The 15,397-nt window shown below is 72.3% G+C and carries 15 protein-coding genes and 1 riboswitch; of the genes, 6 read left to right on the forward strand and 9 right to left on the reverse strand.

The features are described 5' to 3' along the window. Positions 1–5: 5 nt before the first annotated feature. A complete protein-coding gene (locus FS769_RS07760; RefSeq protein ID WP_144831624.1) occupies positions 6–1,475 on the reverse strand; it encodes an NAD(P)/FAD-dependent oxidoreductase in 1,470 nt (489 codons plus the stop codon). Then, positions 1,472–3,826, reverse strand: coding sequence for a 7,8-didemethyl-8-hydroxy-5-deazariboflavin synthase CofG (cofG, locus tag FS769_RS07765; protein WP_144831627.1), 2,355 nt, complete (start codon positions 3,824–3,826; stop codon positions 1,472–1,474). The genes FS769_RS07760 and cofG overlap by 4 nt, the downstream gene beginning before the upstream one ends. Positions 3,827–3,943: 117 nt before the next feature. Between cofG and FS769_RS07770 the strand changes: the two genes are divergently transcribed. Then, complete coding sequence (locus FS769_RS07770; RefSeq protein ID WP_144831630.1) at positions 3,944–4,333, forward strand: hypothetical protein; 390 nt, start codon at positions 3,944–3,946, stop codon at positions 4,331–4,333. 24 nt (positions 4,334–4,357) lie between these two features. Here FS769_RS07770 and FS769_RS07775 read toward each other — a convergent pair whose 3' ends face one another. The 3 genes from FS769_RS07775 to FS769_RS07785 form a co-directional block, all read right to left on the reverse strand. Continuing rightward, complete coding sequence (locus FS769_RS07775; protein ID WP_144831633.1) at positions 4,358–5,176, reverse strand: TSUP family transporter; 819 nt, start codon at positions 5,174–5,176, stop codon at positions 4,358–4,360. Between the two features lie 85 nt (positions 5,177–5,261). Further along, positions 5,262–6,080, reverse strand: a complete 819-nt coding sequence (locus FS769_RS07780) for an ABC transporter permease (RefSeq protein WP_144831636.1) — start codon at positions 6,078–6,080, stop codon at positions 5,262–5,264. Beyond that, positions 6,077–7,309 carry an ABC transporter ATP-binding protein gene (locus FS769_RS07785; protein WP_144831638.1) on the reverse strand — a complete coding sequence of 411 codons (1,233 nt, stop codon included), beginning with the start codon at positions 7,307–7,309 and terminating at the stop codon, positions 6,077–6,079. Before FS769_RS07785 ends, FS769_RS07780 begins: the two co-directional genes overlap by 4 nt. A gap of 108 nt (positions 7,310–7,417) precedes the next feature. Between FS769_RS07785 and FS769_RS07790 the strand changes: the two genes are divergently transcribed. Genes FS769_RS07790 through FS769_RS07810 form a run of 5 tightly spaced genes read left to right on the forward strand, consistent with a single transcriptional unit; the run spans position 7,418 to position 11,162 of the window. Continuing rightward, the gene (locus FS769_RS07790; protein WP_144831641.1) at positions 7,418–8,482 is read left to right on the forward strand and encodes an enoyl-CoA hydratase/isomerase family protein; all 1,065 of its coding nucleotides are present in this window, start codon (positions 7,418–7,420) and stop codon (positions 8,480–8,482) included. Positions 8,483–8,495: 13 nt separating this feature from the next. Further along, entirely contained in the window at positions 8,496–9,338 is an 843-nt protein-coding gene (locus tag FS769_RS07795) for an LssY C-terminal domain-containing protein (protein WP_144831644.1), read from the forward strand. Next, a complete protein-coding gene (locus FS769_RS07800) occupies positions 9,335–9,940 on the forward strand; it encodes a hypothetical protein (RefSeq protein WP_144831648.1) in 606 nt (201 codons plus the stop codon). Before FS769_RS07795 ends, FS769_RS07800 begins: the two co-directional genes overlap by 4 nt. A 42-nt stretch (positions 9,941–9,982) precedes the next feature. After that, positions 9,983–10,921 (forward strand): DnaJ domain-containing protein, encoded by a 939-nt coding sequence (locus tag FS769_RS07805; RefSeq protein WP_144831651.1) that lies wholly within the window; start codon positions 9,983–9,985, stop codon positions 10,919–10,921. A gap of 58 nt (positions 10,922–10,979) precedes the next feature. Further along, positions 10,980–11,162: a DUF5302 domain-containing protein gene (locus FS769_RS07810; protein ID WP_144831654.1), complete on the forward strand. Its 183-nt coding sequence runs from the start codon at positions 10,980–10,982 to the stop codon at positions 11,160–11,162. A 40-nt stretch (positions 11,163–11,202) separates the two neighbouring features. Here FS769_RS07810 and thiD read toward each other — a convergent pair whose 3' ends face one another. The 4 genes from thiD to FS769_RS07830 all read right to left on the reverse strand — a co-directional run bounded on the left by thiD (position 11,203) and on the right by FS769_RS07830 (position 14,979). Beyond that, positions 11,203–12,642, reverse strand: coding sequence for a bifunctional hydroxymethylpyrimidine kinase/phosphomethylpyrimidine kinase (gene thiD / locus FS769_RS07815; RefSeq protein WP_144831657.1), 1,440 nt, complete (start codon positions 12,640–12,642; stop codon positions 11,203–11,205). Beyond that, a complete protein-coding gene (thiE, locus tag FS769_RS07820; RefSeq protein WP_144831660.1) occupies positions 12,639–13,283 on the reverse strand; it encodes a thiamine phosphate synthase in 645 nt (214 codons plus the stop codon). Before thiE ends, thiD begins: the two co-directional genes overlap by 4 nt. Then, positions 13,283–14,080, reverse strand: a complete 798-nt coding sequence (gene thiM / locus FS769_RS07825) for a hydroxyethylthiazole kinase (protein WP_144831662.1) — start codon at positions 14,078–14,080, stop codon at positions 13,283–13,285. Before thiM ends, thiE begins: the two co-directional genes overlap by 1 nt. Next, a riboswitch (TPP riboswitch) is annotated at positions 14,072–14,163 on the reverse strand. (Overlaps the previous gene by 9 nt.) Positions 14,164–14,313: 150 nt before the next feature. Further along, positions 14,314–14,979, reverse strand: a complete 666-nt coding sequence (locus FS769_RS07830; protein ID WP_144831666.1) for an SDR family oxidoreductase — start codon at positions 14,977–14,979, stop codon at positions 14,314–14,316. Between the last annotated feature and the right edge of the window lie 418 nt (positions 14,980–15,397).

Below are 15,397 nucleotides of genomic sequence, written 5' to 3' on the forward strand. Positions count from 1 at the left end.
GGTGGTCAGCTGCGCACGGGGGTGTGCGCGGGTTCGAACTCCGACCCGTCGGCGCCGGTGAGGCGCTCCCGGAACGACTGCACGGTGCCCGGCCACAGCAGGGTGAGCCGGCCCGAGCGGGCGTCGACGTACCAGTTGCGGCATCCGCCGGTCATCCAGGGAGTGGATGCCGCGGCGGCATCGATCTCCGCGGTGTAGGCCGCTTCGGCCTCGGGGCGTACGCGCAGCACCCGCTCGGGGCGGCGATCGCGTTCGGAGAGGGCGCGCACCACGTAGGCGGCCTGCTCTTCGGCCATGAGCACGGCGGAGTTGTGGCCGAGGCTCGCATTGGGGCCGTTGAGCACGAACAGGTTGGGGAACCCGGAGACGACGGTCGAGCCGAACGAGGTCATCCCCTCGGCCCAGTGCTCGGCGAGGGTCTCGTCGTCGCCGCGCACGAGGTCGGCGTACGGCTGCTCGGCCGAGGCGAACCCCGTCGCGAGCACGAGCACGTCGGCCTCGTATCGCTCGCCGCTCGCGGCGGTCAGCGTCGAGCCCTCGACGGAGGCGAGCTCCGTGGGTTCGAGGGTCACGGCATCCGACGCCACCGCCGGGTAGAACGCGTCGGAGAGCAGCACGCGCTTGCAGCCGAAGGCGTAGTCGGGGGTGAGCGCGGCGCGCAGCGCAGGGTCGGCGACCTGCGCGCGCAGGTGCGCGAGGGCGGCGTCGCGAGCGGCGGCGGATGCCACGGCGTCACCCGACCGCGAGGCGAAACGCTGCTCGCCCTCGGCGTAGAGCTCGGCCCGCAGGCAGGCCAGGGCGCCGGGGTTGTCGGCGAGGCGTTCGCGCTCGGCGAGGGGGATGTCGCCCCCGCCGCGGGGGACGATCCACGCGGGGGTGCGCTGGAAGAGCGTGACGTGCGCGGCGCGACGCGCGAGCTCGGGCACGAGCTGCACGGCGCTGGCCCCGGTGCCGACGACGGCGACCCTCTTGCCCGTGAGGTCGACGTCGTGGTCGTACCGCGCGGAGTGGAACAGCGGCCCCGCGAACGACTCGAGCCCGGGGATCGTGGGGACGAACGGCTCGGTGAGGCGCCCGCACGCGAGCACGAGCGAGCGGGCGAGAAGCTCTTCGCTGCCGGTGTCGATGCGCCAGACCGACGTCTCGGCGTCCCACGCGGCGCCGAGCATCGGCGTGCGCAGTCGCAGCTTGTCGCCGAGCCCTTCGCGGGCGGCGACGTCGCGCAGGTAGGCCTGGATCTCGCCACCCGGCGCGAAGGTGCGCGACCAACCCGCGTTGGGGTGCGCGGCGAGGCTGTACAGGTGCGCGGGCACGTCGCACGCCACGCCGGGGTAGGTGTTGTCGCGCCAGGTGCCGCCGACGTCGGTCGCGCGCTCGAGCACGATCACGTCGTCGCGGCCCGCTCGTCGCAGGGCACCGGCCATCGCGAGGCCCGCGAACCCGGCCCCGACCACGACCGTGTCGATGATCCTCATGCGGGATGTCCGTCGCCCGGTCGGGGGGCGACCTGGTAGTCGGTGGTCCGCAGGCGGAAGGGACGCATGAGGCTCCGCGCGATGCGTTCGGCTGCCGCGACCGGCAGCTCGAGGCCCTGCTCGATGCCGGTGTCGGGCCGCACGCGACCGTCGGAAAGGGTGCCGCCGAGGTCGTCCCCGCCGGAGCGCAGCAGCACGGCCGCGGCCTCGCGGCCGACGCGGGTCCACGGGATCTGCACGTGGGAGATGCTCCCCGACAGCGCGAGGCGCGACACGGCGACCATCGCGCGATGCTCGTCGAGGGGGCTGCGACCCTCGACGAGGGCGACGTCTCCACCCGGCAGGGGGATCGGCACGAACTCCGCGAAGCCGTGGGTCTCGGCCTGGATCTCGCGCAGGCGGCGCAGGTGCGCGATGCGCTCCTCGGCGGTCTCGACGTGCCCGTAGAACAGCACCGAGGTCGAGCGGAAACCGGCGCGGTGGGCGGCGGTGATACCCTCGACCCAGCGCTCGATCTCGAGGTCGCCCGGGGCGACGAGGGCGCGCACGCGCTCGCTGAGGATCTTCACACCCGTGCCGGGGACGGTGTCGACGCCGGCCTCGCGCATGGCTGCGAGCGCGCCGTCGAGCCCGAGCCCGCCGCGGTCGGCGAGGTCGCGCACGTCGAGCGGTCGGTACGCGTGCACGTGGATGCCGGGAGCCCCGCGCTTCACCGCCCGCACGAGGTCGAGATAGCCCGAGGCGTCTTCGTCGGGTCGGAGCGCCCCCTGGATGCAGATCTCGGTCGCACCGAGGTCGGCGGCATCCCGTGCGATCTCGGCGGCATCGTCGAGGTCGAACTCTCCCGCGCCGGTGCGGCCGGCGCGACGGAACCCGCTCGAGGTGAGGTTGCGGTTCTGCACGAGGGTGATGGGCTCGCCGACGGTGTACCGGCGCGCGTCGTCGGCGGCGGCGGTGAGCTCGTCGAGCTCGGCGCCGGTGGCGCGAAGCAGCCTGGCCCAGTCGTCGTCGCCGAGGTCGAGAGGGGCGGATGCCGCCCGCTCGGCCAGGCGCTTCACGCCGGGGTCGACGACACTCGCGCCCGGCGCCCCCGCGGCAGCCGGTGCGGCCGCGGGCTTCACATCGGCCGCGAGTCCCGTGGCATCCGCCAGGGCGCGAAGCGGAGCGTGCAGGGCCGGGTCGATCCAGCGATCGGCGTCGCCCACGTACTCGGGGTGCGCGGTCAGGCGCTCGAGAAGGACGTATCTCTGCGCCGCGGTCTGCGCGGCGAGGTCGTCGATCTGCGGCCACGGGCGCTCGGGGTTGACGTGGTCGGCGGTCAGGGGTGACACCCCGCCCCAGTCGTCGATCCCCGCTTCGATCAGCAGCCCCAGTTCGCGCGGGTCGGAGAGGTTCGGCGGCACCTGGATGCGCATGTCGGCGCCGAACACGAGTCGCGCGACGGCGACGGCTGCCAGATAGTCGTGCATGTCGGCATCCGGAGCGCCCTGCATCGCCGTGCGGGGCTTCGCGCGGAAGTTCTGCACGATGACCTCTTGCACGTGCCCGTGCCGGTCGTCGCTCTCGCGCAGGGCGACCAGCGACTCGGCGCGGTCGCGCACCGTTTCGCCGATGCCGACGAGGATGCCCGTGGTGAACGGGATGCCGGCGGCCCCGGCGTCGTCGATGACCTTTAGCCGCAGTGCGGGGTCTTTGTCGGGCGAGCCGAAGTGCACCTGGCCGGGCTCTTCGAACAGGCGGCGCGAGGTGGTCTCGAGCATCATGCCCATCGACGGGGAGACGGGTCGCAGGGCGGCGAGCTCATCGGGGTGCATGACGCCGGGGTTGGCGTGCACGAGCATGCCCGTCTCGGCGGTGATGAGTCGGGCGATGTGCGCGACGTAGTCGATGGTCGAGGCGAAGCCGTGCTCGTCGAGCCACGCGCGGGCTTCGGGCCAGCGCTCTTCGGGGCGGTCGCCGAGGGTCAGCAGTGCTTCTTTGCAGCCCATCGCCTGCCCCTGGCGCACGACGGTGAGCACCTGCTCGGGGCTCATGTACGCGGGCTTGCGCAGCAGGTTGAGCTGGCCGGGGGTGTCGACGAAGACGCAGTAGTGGCAGCGGTCGCGGCAGAGGGTCGTGAGCGGCACGAACACCTTGCGCGAGTAGGTGATGACGCGGGGACGACCGGCGTTCTCGAGCCCCTCGTCGCGCAGTGCCGAGGCCACGCGGAAGAGCGCGGGGAGCGGGGCGTGGAGGAGCGCCTCGGTCTCGTCGACATCGGGGCGATACCCCGTGGAGATCGCCGCCAGAAGATCGTCGATCGACGCGCCTCGGGCCGGTGCGACTCGCGGCGCAACGCTGCCCGTGCTCATTGGTCAAGGCTATCCCGCACCTCCGACATCGGGGTCGCGGGGTGCGGGCGGGTGATCGTTGTGCTCCTGTGAGGTGCCACGCCGATGGGGCGCGCTCACCGCTGGCAGGATGGATGCATGGTGACCCTGCTGCTCGATTCGACGCAGCTCGAGGTCGTGCTGTCGGCGACCGAGCGAGCGCTCTCCTTCCGCAAGAGCAACATCGTCGTGCCCCGTGAGAGCATCGACCGCGTGCAGCTGACCGACGACGCGTGGACGTGGATCCGCGGCGTGCCGAACCCCGGGATCAACCTGCCGGTCGCCGTGGGCGCGGGCACGTGGAAGTCGGCCGGGGGCAACGACTTCGTCATCATCCGCGGGCGCAAGCCCAGCGTGGTCGTCGACCTCGTCGGTCACGACGAATTCGAGCGTCTGGTACTCACCACCAAGCACGGCGTGGCGCTGCTGAAGGCGCTGCGTCTCGACGTGGCATCCGAGCCCGAAGACGTCGCCGACATCGTCGCCTGACCTCCGTCCGGCTCCGGCCGGAAGCTACGACGTGAACTGCGCGATCGTGTCCCACGCGAGCTTGACGATGAGCAGCGACAGCGTCACCAGGAACACGATGCGCACGAAGCCGCTGCCGCGACGCGTGGCCATGTGGGCGCCGATGAAGCCGCCCGTGACGTTGAGCACGGCCATCGCGAGGCCCAGCACGAGGATGACCTCGCCGTGCACCCCGTACACCGCGAGGGCGGCGAGGTTCGTGGTGAGGTTGGCGATCTTGGCGTTGACGCTCGCCTGCAGGAAGCCGTAGCCGAGCACGCCGACGATGAGGATGACGAAGAACGACCCGGTGCCGGGGCCCAGGATGCCGTCGTAGAACCCGACCGCGAGTCCGATGGCCGCGGCGCGCCAGGCGATGGCGCGCGCCGCCGTGTGGCGTGGTTCGTGGTGCAGGCCCATCTTCGGCTTGAACAGCGTGTAGAGGCCCACGGCGACGACGGCGACGAGCACGATCGGTGTCAGCACCTCGCGCGGGACGTAGCGCGAGAGGGCCGCGCCCACCGTCGATCCGGCGAAGGCGCCGATCACGAGGGGCGCGAGAAGCACCAGCTGCACCCTGATCTTGCGCAGGTACACCCAGCTCGCCGAGAGGGTGCCGAAGAACGACGACAGCTTGTTCGTGCCGAGGATGAAGGGCGTCGCAACGTCTTTGGGGACCGCGATCACCAGTGCGGGGAGCTGGATGAGCCCGCCCCCGCCGACGACCGCGTCTACCCAGCCGGCGACGCCGGCGGCGACCAGCAGCAGCACGAGGGCTCCGACCGAAACGGGGAGCCACTCGGCGATCACCGGTCCATCGAGCACGCTCGATTGTCGCCGACCCCGGCGGGCCTGCCAAATGCGGGTGCGCGGCGCGGCCGGACGTTCGACCGGCGCGAGCCTGCGGGGTTCAGTCGATGTCGCGGCGCCAGGTGGTGAAGAGCCCGATCACGAGGAACAGCACGGCGTAGCCGAGCAGGGCGAGCCCGCCGACCCACCACTCGAGCGTCGCGGTTCCGGCGGCCGACATCGTGGCGAAGATCGTCTCGCCGACCAACGCGTCGCTCGCCGCGCTCGGGAACCACTTGACGATGTCGCCGAACCCCTCGACGACACCGCCGACGGTGCGGACGATCGGCTCGATGAACAGCGTCACGGCCAGCACGATCACGATCGCGGCGACCTGGTTGCGCACGACCGTGCCCACCCCGATGCCCACGAGGGCCCACAGCATGAACGCCAGGATCATGCGGCCCACGAGCACCCAGGTGTCGGACGAGCCGAGCTGCGTGTCGATGCCGAAGATCCCCAGCACGACGGCGCCCGCGCCGACCGAGGCGATGACGCCCAGGATGCCGTAGAGCAGGCCCACGACGATGCCCACGGCGAACTTGCCGCCGAGCACGACGCCGCGCCGAGGGGTGGCCAGGAACGTGGGGGTGAGCGTCTTGTGGCGGAACTCGGTGGTCACCATGAGCGTGCCGACGAGAAGGGGGAAGACGTAGCCCACGGCGGTCGCCGAGCTGTAGACGAGGCGCGGGACGGCCGCGGCGGCGAGGGCCGGGCCGGTCGCGCCGCCGAGCTGTCCCGATGCGACGCCGCCGAAGACGAAGGCGAGCACACCCGCCGTGAAGGCCACGTACGCGACGAGCACGATCGCGAGCACCCACCATCCGGCGGTGGAGAACTGCTTCGTGTACTCGGAGCGGGTGGATGCCAGGAGCGTCATCGCTGCCCCTCCTCGTTCTCGTGCGCCGGAGCGTCGGGTCGCGGGACGATGTCGATCACGCCGGTCGAGGCGACCGCGTACGAGCGCCGGGGGCTCTCGGCAGCGGGCGCGGATGCCACGCGGGTCGTCGCGCGCGGCGGGGCCATCACGGCGACGAGGGCGGTGGAGGGACGGGGGTCGTCGGCGTCGTCGGGGTCGTCCGAGGGGGTGGATGCCGCGGACTCGGCGACCACGGGCTGCGCGACGGGCGGCTCCGTGACGGCCGACGGGTCGTTCGGGGTCGCGGCATCCGGAACCTCGTCCTGCGAGGTCGGTGCGCCGGCACTCGCGTGCACGCGCACCCCGCTGACCAGCTCGAGGAAGATGTCTTCGAGGCTCGCACCCTTGCTCTGCAGGTTCGACAGGGCGACGCCGTTCGACGCCGCCAGCGCGCCGATTCCGATGGGGTCGTGGTGGCGGATCGTGAAGCCGTTGCGCAGCAGCTGGTACTCGATGCCCTGTTCGTCGAGCACGCGCGAGAGCGCGGGGCGGTCGGTCGAGTCGACGACGGTCGAGAACTCGTCGGGGTCGGCGAGGTCTTCGATGCCGCCCTGGAAGACCAGGCGGCCGCGCGAGATGATCAGCAGCGCGTCGACGGTCTGCTGCACCTCGGCGAGCAGGTGCGACGAGATCAGGACCGTGCGCCCCTCTTCGGCGAGGTGGCGCAGCAGCGAGCGCATCCAGCGGATGCCCTCGGGGTCGAGTCCGTTCGAGGGCTCGTCGAGCACGAGCACGCCCGGGTCGCCCAGGAGGGCGGTCGCCAGCCCGAGGCGCTGACGCATGCCGAGCGAGAAGCCGCCGACGCGGCGCCCGGCGACGTCGGCGAGTCCGACCAGACCCAGCACCTCGTCGACGCGGGCGCGGGGGAGCCCGGCGGCCTGCGCGTAGGCGGTGAGGTGCTTGGCGGCGGAACGGCCGGGGTGGAAGCTCGAGGCCTCGAGGGCCGCGCCCACGCTCTGCAGGGGGTTCTCGAGGTCGACGTAGCGCTTGCCGCCGATGGTCGCGGTGCCCGAGGTCGGGCGCACGAGACCGAGCAGCATGCGCAGCGAGGTGGTCTTGCCGGCGCCGTTGGGGCCGAGGAAGCCGGTGACCTGGCCGGGCTCGATGCGCGCGGTGAGGTCGTCGACCGCCGAGACCGCGCCGAACCGTTTGGTGAGCCCGGCGAGCTCCAGGACCTGTCCGTCGGGCATACGGCACCTTTCATTCCGCGGGTGTTCAGACCATCTTCCCCGATCGGAGGCGGAAAAACCGTCATCGGGGGTCGGGACCGCCGAGATCGGTCTGTGTAACGTGGCATCGTGCACGCACAGCGAACCGACGACGACAGCGTCCTCGTGGGGGGTCGTGGCGGCCTCGGTCACCTCACGCTCAACCGGCCGCGCGCGATCAACGCCCTCGATCTCGACATGATCCGCGCGCTGAACGTGACGCTGGACCGCTGGGAGCGCGACACCGACGTCGACGTGATCCTGCTCGATGGTGCCGGTGACCGGGGCTTCTGTGCCGGCGGCGACGTGCGGGCGCTGCACGAGATGGTCGTGGGCGGCCGGGTCGACGAGGTGCACGCGTTCTTCCGCGAGGAGTACGCGCTCGACCACCGCATCGCCACGTCGGCCAAGCCCTTGGTCGCCATCGCCGACGGCGTCTGCATGGGCGGGGGCATCGGTCTCGCCGGTCACGCGGCGATCCGCATCGTGACCGAGCGTTCACGACTGGCCATGCCCGAGACGCGCATCGGGTTCACCCCCGACGTAGGCGGATCGTGGCTGCTGGCCCGGGCTCCCGGCCGACTCGGCGAATACCTCGCCCTCACCGGGGGGACGATGGATGCCTCCGACGCCCTCTACGCCGGCTTCGCCGACCACATGGTCCCGACCGCGCACCTCGAGGCGCTGTACGAGGCGCTCGAGAATCGCGCCGACCCCTCGAGCCCCACCGAACTCGTGCTGCTGTTCGACGAGACGCCCGAGCCGTCGCGCTTCGAGACCGCGCGCGAGTGGATCGACGACGCCTTCGCCGCCGACGACGTCGCGGGAATCGTGGAGCGGCTGCGCGCCCGCCCCGAGACCGAGGCGCACGAGACGGCCGAGCTGCTGGCGGCCTCGGCTCCCACGGCCCTCGCCGTCACGCTCGAGGCGGTGCGCCGGGCCCGTGCCCTGCCGTCGCTGCGCGCGGCGCTCGCTCAGGAGTACGGCCTCGTGCTGTGGTTCGCGTTCACGCAGCCCGATCTCGTCGAGGGCATCCGCGCGCAGGTGGTCGACAAGGACCGCTCGCCGTCGTGGTCGCCTGCGCGGCACGAGGACCTTCCCGCCGACCGCGTCGCCGAGGCGTTCGCGTACCAGCCGGAGCCGGAGCTGTGGTGAGGCCGGGGCGGTCATGACCGCGCGGCGACGCTGGTCGATCGGTCGGGCCCTCGACGGGTTCTTCTTCGTCTTCGCCGGCCTCGCCGCCATCTGGCTCGCCTACCTGAGCTTCACCGCGTCGTTCTCGCTCGGCTGGGCGGGGATCGCGATGGTGATCGCCTTCTGGGTGCTGCTGGCGTATCTCGTCCTGCCGCGGCTGCATCGCATCCTGACCGCGGTGTACGTGCCCGACTACTTCATGGGGCGCACCCGCACCTCCGACGGGCTGCTCGGCGATCCCGTCAACCTCGCGTTCCAGGGCGAGCGGGAGGCGATCGAGGCGGTGATGGCCGCCGCCGGGTGGATCGCCGCCGACCCCGTCAGCCTGCGCTCGTCGTGGCGCATCATCACGTCGACGCTTCGTCGGCGCAGTTACCCGCGGGCTCCGGTGAGTCCGTTGTTCCTGTTCGGGCGGATGCAGGATCTCGCCTACCAGCAGGAGGTCGCCGGGTCGCCGGCCCAGCGCCATCACGTGCGGCTGTGGAAGTGCCCCGACGGGTGGCTGCTGCCGGGCGGGCGTCGGGTCGACTGGCTCGCGGCCGGCACCTTCGACCGTGCGGTCGGTCTGTCGTTGTTCACCCTGCAGGTGACCCACCGCATCGACGCCGACACCGACATCGAGCGCGACCACATCGTCGGCTCGGTCCGCGCGGTGCCGGGGGTGACGGTCGACGTGATCCGCGACTTCTCGACCGGCTATCACTCGCGCAACGGCGGCGGCGACAGCATCACGACCGACGGGGATCTGCCGATCGTCGATGTTTCGGCGGTCGGCGTCTCGGCGGTCGACGTCGCGGCGGCGGAGGCGGGCACGTGAGCGCCCGGCGGGCCCCGCACAAGCGCGCCGCGTTCGAGCCGCTCGCCCCGGCCGTCACGGGTGCTTCCGACATGCACCGGCCCGCGGCCACCGTCGCCGGGGCGGTGCTGGTGTTCCTGCGTGCCGCCGCGGGCATGCTGTGGGCGCTCGGCGTCGCGTTCGAACTGCCGCCGTGGCTGCAGGCGGTGGCCGCGGCATCCGGAGACGCGTCCGACGGCTCGAGCCCCCTCACCCTCGCCGACTTCGACACGACGCCCGGGGTGTTCCTCGGCGTGCTCGGCTTCGTCGCGTTGGTGCAGGTGGTCTTCGGCTCGTTCGTGCTGGCGGGTGGAAACGTCGCGCGCGTCGTCGTCATGGTCATCTCGACGCTGTCGATCATCGGGTCGTTCATCGGCTGGTGGGAGTTCGGGCAAGACATCACCGTGCGCACGACCCTGCTCACGCTGAGCCTCGACATCCTCGTGCTGCTCGCCCTGTCGAGCCGCGACGCGGCGGCGTACGCGCGACGGCTGCGGCGGCGACGGCGCGAGCGGCGGCGCGATGGGTCGCGCACTCCATCTTCTCGGCGGGCGGTCGGGGCTCCCTCAGACTCGGCGGGATAGCCTGAAGGATGCCGCGCCCGTGCGGCAGGACGGATGACGCCAGTGTTCGACAGCCCCATGTCGCTTTCGGCATACGAGGTGCTCCGCGTGGCCGCCGACGTCGACGACGAAGGACTGCGCCGCGCCTACCGGGTGCGTCTGCGCGAAACCCACCCCGACACCGGGGGAGACGCCGCCCTCTTCGTGCAGGTGCAGCGCGCCTGGGAGCTCATCGGCACCCCCGAGGCGCGCGATGCGTACGACCGGGGACGCGGATCGAGCTCAGGGTCGGGTGCGACCGAATGGGGCGCCGGCTCCTCGGCATCCGCCCCCTCGCGCCCCGCCGACACCCGCCCGCGCGCGCGGTCGCACGGGCAGCCCGGTGGCTGGCGACGAGAGCGCTACCTCGATCTGATCCGCGAATGGGTGGGCCGCGGGGTCGACATCGCGGATCCGTATGATCCCGCGCTCGTGCGCTCGGCTCCCCCCGAGATCCGGCACATCCTGGCCGATGCGCTCGCCGAGGAAGAGACCGCGCGGCTCGTCTCGGAGCTCGGCATGGGCTACACCGTGTGGCACGACGTGTTCGCGGATCGCGACGGGCGCGATCCCGAGCAGAAGCTCGACCACCTCGTGCTCGGTCCGAGCGGCCTCTACGCGATGCTGAGCGAGGACTTCGGCGGCCCGGTCGGCGTGCGTCGCGGCGAGATCACCGGTCCGAACGTGTTCGGCTCGCCCGTGACCCAGCTCGTCTCTCGTGCACGCGTGATCGCCCGGTCGGCCGGCGTGCGGTTCAGCGGGGCGATGATCGTGCTGCCCGACGACGACGTGCTCGACGCAGTCACCGACCTGGGCAAGGTGCGCGGCACCCCCGTCGCCCTGGTCACCCGCAGCGCCCTGACGACCCTGTTGCGCCGCGGCATCACCGGAGCGCGGGAGGTCGGCGGCACGGAGCTGTTCGACATCCGCACCCGGCTGCAGCAGCGCGTGCGGCACGTCTGAGCGTCGCGACCCGGCCCCGGCGGTGCGCCGACGCCGTGGGCATGCCTAGGGTGGGGGCATGAGTACCGACGAGACCTCGGGTGCCTCGGCATCCGACGAGATGAAGCGAAAGTTCAAAGAGGCGCTCGCGAAGAAGAACGGCGCCCAGCAGTCGGGTCAGGCGCACCTCGACGGCCACTCGGCCGTGCAGGGCACGCACGCAGCCGTCACCAAGCGCGAGTTCCGACGCAAGAGCGGCTGAGCACCACGCTCGGCGCGGGAGGGGGCGGATGCCGATTCCGTCATCTCCCGCGCGAGAGCGGGGCCTCGAAGAAGTCCCTTTCGAGCGCCATCGAGCGGTCGTAGGCCGTGGCCATCGCCGCCCGCTCGGCCGGCGAGGCGCACCGTGCGGCGGCATCCACGAGCGTCGACGCGCGCGCCGATGAGGCCGCGAACTCCTCGTCGCCGTATGCGGTGAGCCAATCGGCGTAGGCGTGATCGGCGTCGAAGGTGCTGCGCCAGCGCGCCCCGATGTCGGTGTACAGCGCGAAGCACGGCAGGATCGCGGCGACCAGCACGGCGTAGGAGCCCGTGGTCGAGGCCGTGTGCAGGTGATCGGTGTACGCGAGGGTCGACGCCGCGGGTGACGGTCCTCGCGGATCGACATGCGCCTGATGCAGTGCCGCCTCCTCGTCGAGGCAGGACACCGACGCGGTCGCCCAGAAACGCTGTTCGTCGACGGTGGGAGCGAGGGCCGCCGCCCGGGCCAGCACGCGGGAGTACTCGCGCAGGTACAGAAGGTCCTGACCCAGGTACCAGGCGAAGGCGTCTCGGTCGAGGGATCCGGATGCCAGGCCGCGCACGAATCCGCACGCGTCGACAGCGGTGCGCACATCTGCCGTCGCCCGCCACCGCTCGGCGCTGAACGACACGTCGAGGTCGATGTGCGGACGCAGCTCGTGCAGATGGTCGATGGGGCCGTTGCCGCGTCCGACATGCAGGTGCTCGGCGTTCTCGAGCGCACCCGTGAGCCAGCGCTTCGCGCGGGTCAGCGCGTCCGGCCACGACAGGCCGGACGCGGCGAGAGTGGCCATCGCCGACGACAGTGAGCACCCGGTGCCGTGCGTGTGGCGGGTGGCGACGCGGACCCCTGCGACCTCGTGCACGCCGGTCGCGTCGACGATGGCATCCGGACTCTCGGCCCCCGTGAGATGGCCGCCCTTCAGCAGCACGCGGGTCTGCGCGCTCGCCGCCAACGATCGGGCCTGAGCGACGGCGGCGTCCCACGTCGTCGCGCGGGGCTCGCCCACGAGCACGGCCAATTCGGCGAGGTTCGGGGTGACGAGATCGGCCCGACGGCAGAGCGACCGAACGGCGTCTTCGGCGTCGGTGTCGAGCAGGCGGTCGCCGCTGGTGGCCACCATCACGGGGTCGAGAACGACGAGGGGCGGTCGGACCTGCGCGAGCCAGGCATCGACGACCGCGACGATCGGAGCCGAGCCGAGCATGCCGATCTTCACGGCGTCGATCTCGACGTCGTCGCTCGCCGCTCGCAATTGCGATTCGAGGAACTCCGTCGGAGGAACGTGCACCGCACGCACGCCGCGGGTGTTCTGGGCGACCAGAGCGGTGACCACGGCCATGCCGTATCCGCCGAACGCGGCGATCGACTTGAGGTCGGCCTGCACGCCGGCACCGCCGGTCGGGTCTGTGCCGGCGATGCTCAGCACACGCACGCTCATGCGTCGGCCGCCCACGCGGCGCGCAGGGCGCGGACGACCGATCCCGGGTCGTCTGCTGCGCACACGGCCGATACGACGGCCACACCCGCCGCTCCGGCCCCGCGCAGCGCCGCGACGTCGCCCTCGCCGATGCCGCCGATCGCGACGCAGGGAAGAGGGGTGGATGCCGCGATCTCGGCGAATCCCCCGATGCCGAGCGGAGTGGGATGGTCGGGCTTGGTCTGCGTGGCGCGGATCACGCCGACGCCGAGGTAGTCGACGGTCCGCGCGGGCAGGGCATGTGCCACCGAGAGGTGCGCGGGGGTGTTGGCGGTCCAGCCGATGAGGGCGGCGGGACCCAGGAGGGTTCGCGCGGCGTCGACGGGCAGGTCGCTCTGGCCGAGGTGGACACCGTCGACCTGCGCACCGCGCGAGCGTGCGGCGAGCACCACGTCGAGGCGGTCGTCGACGACGAAGGCGCAGCGCCCGGCGATGACGTCGGCGAGGTCGAGGGTGCGGGCGAAGAGCTCTCCGCCCGTCGCGATCTTCTCGCGCAACTGCACGACCGTGACTCCGGCAGAGACCGCGGCATCGACGATGTCGCGCAGACGGGGGAAAGGCACGCGGTGGTCGGTGACGAGGTGCAGCGACAGGTCGGGCATCATCGACCGCCTCCGGTACGTGCCTCGAGATCGTCGGGGCTGAGGGTGGCGAGTTCGTCGAGGAACGCCACCGCGAACGAACCGGGCCCCCGTGAGGAGAGGGCCGCGCGTTCCGACGCCGCCGCCCATACGGTGCTCGCAGCGACGGCGGCCTCGAACGGTGCGGTGACGGCGGCGAACGCGGCCATCGCCGCGCCGAGGGCGCATCCCCCTCCGGTGACCTGGGTGAGCAGGGCGCTGCCCCCGACGATCCGCGTCTCGCGATCGGCATCCACGATCAGGTCGATCTCTCCCGACACCGCGACCGTCGCGCCGGTGCGTCCTGCGAGGGCGACGGCCGCGTCACGCGCGTCGCTGGGGGAGTCGGTCGCGTCGACTCCGCGGCCGCCCGCCCCTGTTCCCGCCAGGGCGAGGATCTCGGAGGCGTTGCCGCGGATGATCGCCGGTCGCGCCGCGAGCAACTCGTGCGCCAGCGCCGTGCGCACGGGGAGGGCTCCGACGGCGACCGGATCCAGCACCCAGGGGGTGCCGGCGACGACGGCCTCGCGTGCCGCGTCGCGCTGCTCGGCAGTCGGGGTGCCGAGGTTCACCAGCACGCCCCCGGCGATCCCGGCGAACATCCCGGCCTCGCCGGGGATGTCGCACATCGCGGGAGCCGCGCCGAGAGCCAGGAGTGCGTTGGCGGTGAAGTTCGTCACCACCGCATTCGTGATGCACTGCGTGAGCGGCGCGGCTCGGCGCACGGCCTCGAGGGCCTCTGCGGGGGTGGACGGAGACGACGACGTGCGAACGACCATTCGCGACATCCCTTCGCTAGTACGAACTAGATCAGGTTCGACGGGTGTGTTCTCAGCCCTGGCGGGCACCCCGTGTCACTGCGGGCGACGCTAGCACGAAGGCCGCGGCCGCGATCGCGTGCGCCGGAACGTGAGGGATACCGAAGGGGTCGGACGTGCTGGGGCAGGGGCGGCTGCGCCCCGGAACGGAGCGACGTTGCCACCGCCGCCCCGCGCGGGAGCGGGCGCGGGCCTCAGAACCGCGCCGAGAACCCGCCGTCGGTGTGGAGCAGCTGACCGCTGATCCAGCGCCCCTCAGGGGAGAGCAGGAACGCCGTGATCCCGGCGATGTCGCGCGGGGTTCCCATGCGACCGAGCGCGTGATGGGGCGTCAGGGCGTCGCGGGTCTCATCGTCCATCCAGCCGGTGTCGATGGGGCCGGGGTTGACGACGTTCGCGGAGATGCCGCGAGGCCCGAGCTCTCGAGCCGCTGAGATCACGATGCGATCGAGCGCGCCCTTCGACGCGCCGTACGGCAGATTGCCGGTGGTGTGGTCGCTGGTGAAGGCGACGATGGCACCGCCCGTCTCGTCGACCTGCCGCGCGAACGCGGCGATGAGCAGCAGAGACGCCCGGGCGTTCACGGCGACGTGGGTGTCGAAGCTTTCGGCGCTGGTGTCGAGGATGCCGCTCTCGACGTCGTGGGCGTGGCTCAGCACCAGCGCGTGCAGGGGGCCACGCTCGCGGGCGATGCGCTCGATCAGCTCGGTCGGTGCCGCCGGATCGGCCAGGTCGCACGGGTAGTCGCCGGAGGCGAGCTCGCTCGTGACGACATCCCACCCCTCGTCGCGGAGGCGCGGAACGATCGCGGCCGCGATGCTGTTCGCGCGTGCGGCGCCGGTGACGAGGGCGAGAGGCATGCGTCGAGCGTACGGTGCGTGCGCGTGCGCGTGCGGGTGCGGGCGGGTGCGGGCGTGGGGGAGCGAGGGCGATGGCGAGGCGAGCGCGGGGGGCGCCGCTGACCAGCGCTGCCGCGCCTGCCGGGCACGAATGCGGGCGGGCGTTGGCGTGTGGGACGGCGAGCGAGAGCGCGAGGCCGCGGGTGCCGCTGCTCAGCGCAGGCGCGCCTGCCGGGCGCGGGGGCGGGTGCGCCTGCTCGAGGCGAGGGCGTGTGTTCGATGCGGTCGCGCCTGCTCGAGGCGCGTGCGTGTGTTCGATGCGGGCGCGTCTGCGAGGCGTGCGGGGAGGGAGGAGCGCGCGTGGGGAGGAGCGCGCGCAGGGAGGCGTGGGTGCGGGGTGGTGCGTGTGTCAGAAGGGTGGGGGTGTGCCGTTGTCGTC

The organism is Microbacterium sp. BH-3-3-3, assembly GCF_007679045.1.
Lineage (GTDB): Bacteria > Actinomycetota > Actinomycetes > Actinomycetales > Microbacteriaceae > Microbacterium > Microbacterium algihabitans.

Coding starts and splice junctions, on each gene's coding strand:
- FS769_RS07760 (WP_144831624.1), bottom strand. CDS start 1,475: ATGAGGATCATCGACACGGTCGTGGTCGGGGCCGGGTTCGCGGGCCTC.
- cofG (WP_144831627.1), bottom strand. CDS start 3,826: ATGAGCACGGGCAGCGTTGCGCCGCGAGTCGCACCGGCCCGAGGCGCG.
- FS769_RS07770 (WP_144831630.1), top strand. CDS start 3,944: ATGGTGACCCTGCTGCTCGATTCGACGCAGCTCGAGGTCGTGCTGTCG.
- FS769_RS07780 (WP_144831636.1), bottom strand. CDS start 6,080: ATGACGCTCCTGGCATCCACCCGCTCCGAGTACACGAAGCAGTTCTCC.
- FS769_RS07785 (WP_144831638.1), bottom strand. CDS start 7,309: ATGCCCGACGGACAGGTCCTGGAGCTCGCCGGGCTCACCAAACGGTTC.
- FS769_RS07795 (WP_144831644.1), top strand. CDS start 8,496: ATGACCGCGCGGCGACGCTGGTCGATCGGTCGGGCCCTCGACGGGTTC.
- FS769_RS07810 (WP_144831654.1), top strand. CDS start 10,980: ATGAGTACCGACGAGACCTCGGGTGCCTCGGCATCCGACGAGATGAAG.
- thiD (WP_144831657.1), bottom strand. CDS start 12,642: ATGAGCGTGCGTGTGCTGAGCATCGCCGGCACAGACCCGACCGGCGGT.
- thiE (WP_144831660.1), bottom strand. CDS start 13,283: ATGCCCGACCTGTCGCTGCACCTCGTCACCGACCACCGCGTGCCTTTC.
- thiM (WP_144831662.1), bottom strand. CDS start 14,080: ATGGTCGTTCGCACGTCGTCGTCTCCGTCCACCCCCGCAGAGGCCCTC.
- FS769_RS07830 (WP_144831666.1), bottom strand. CDS start 14,979: ATGCCTCTCGCCCTCGTCACCGGCGCCGCACGCGCGAACAGCATCGCG.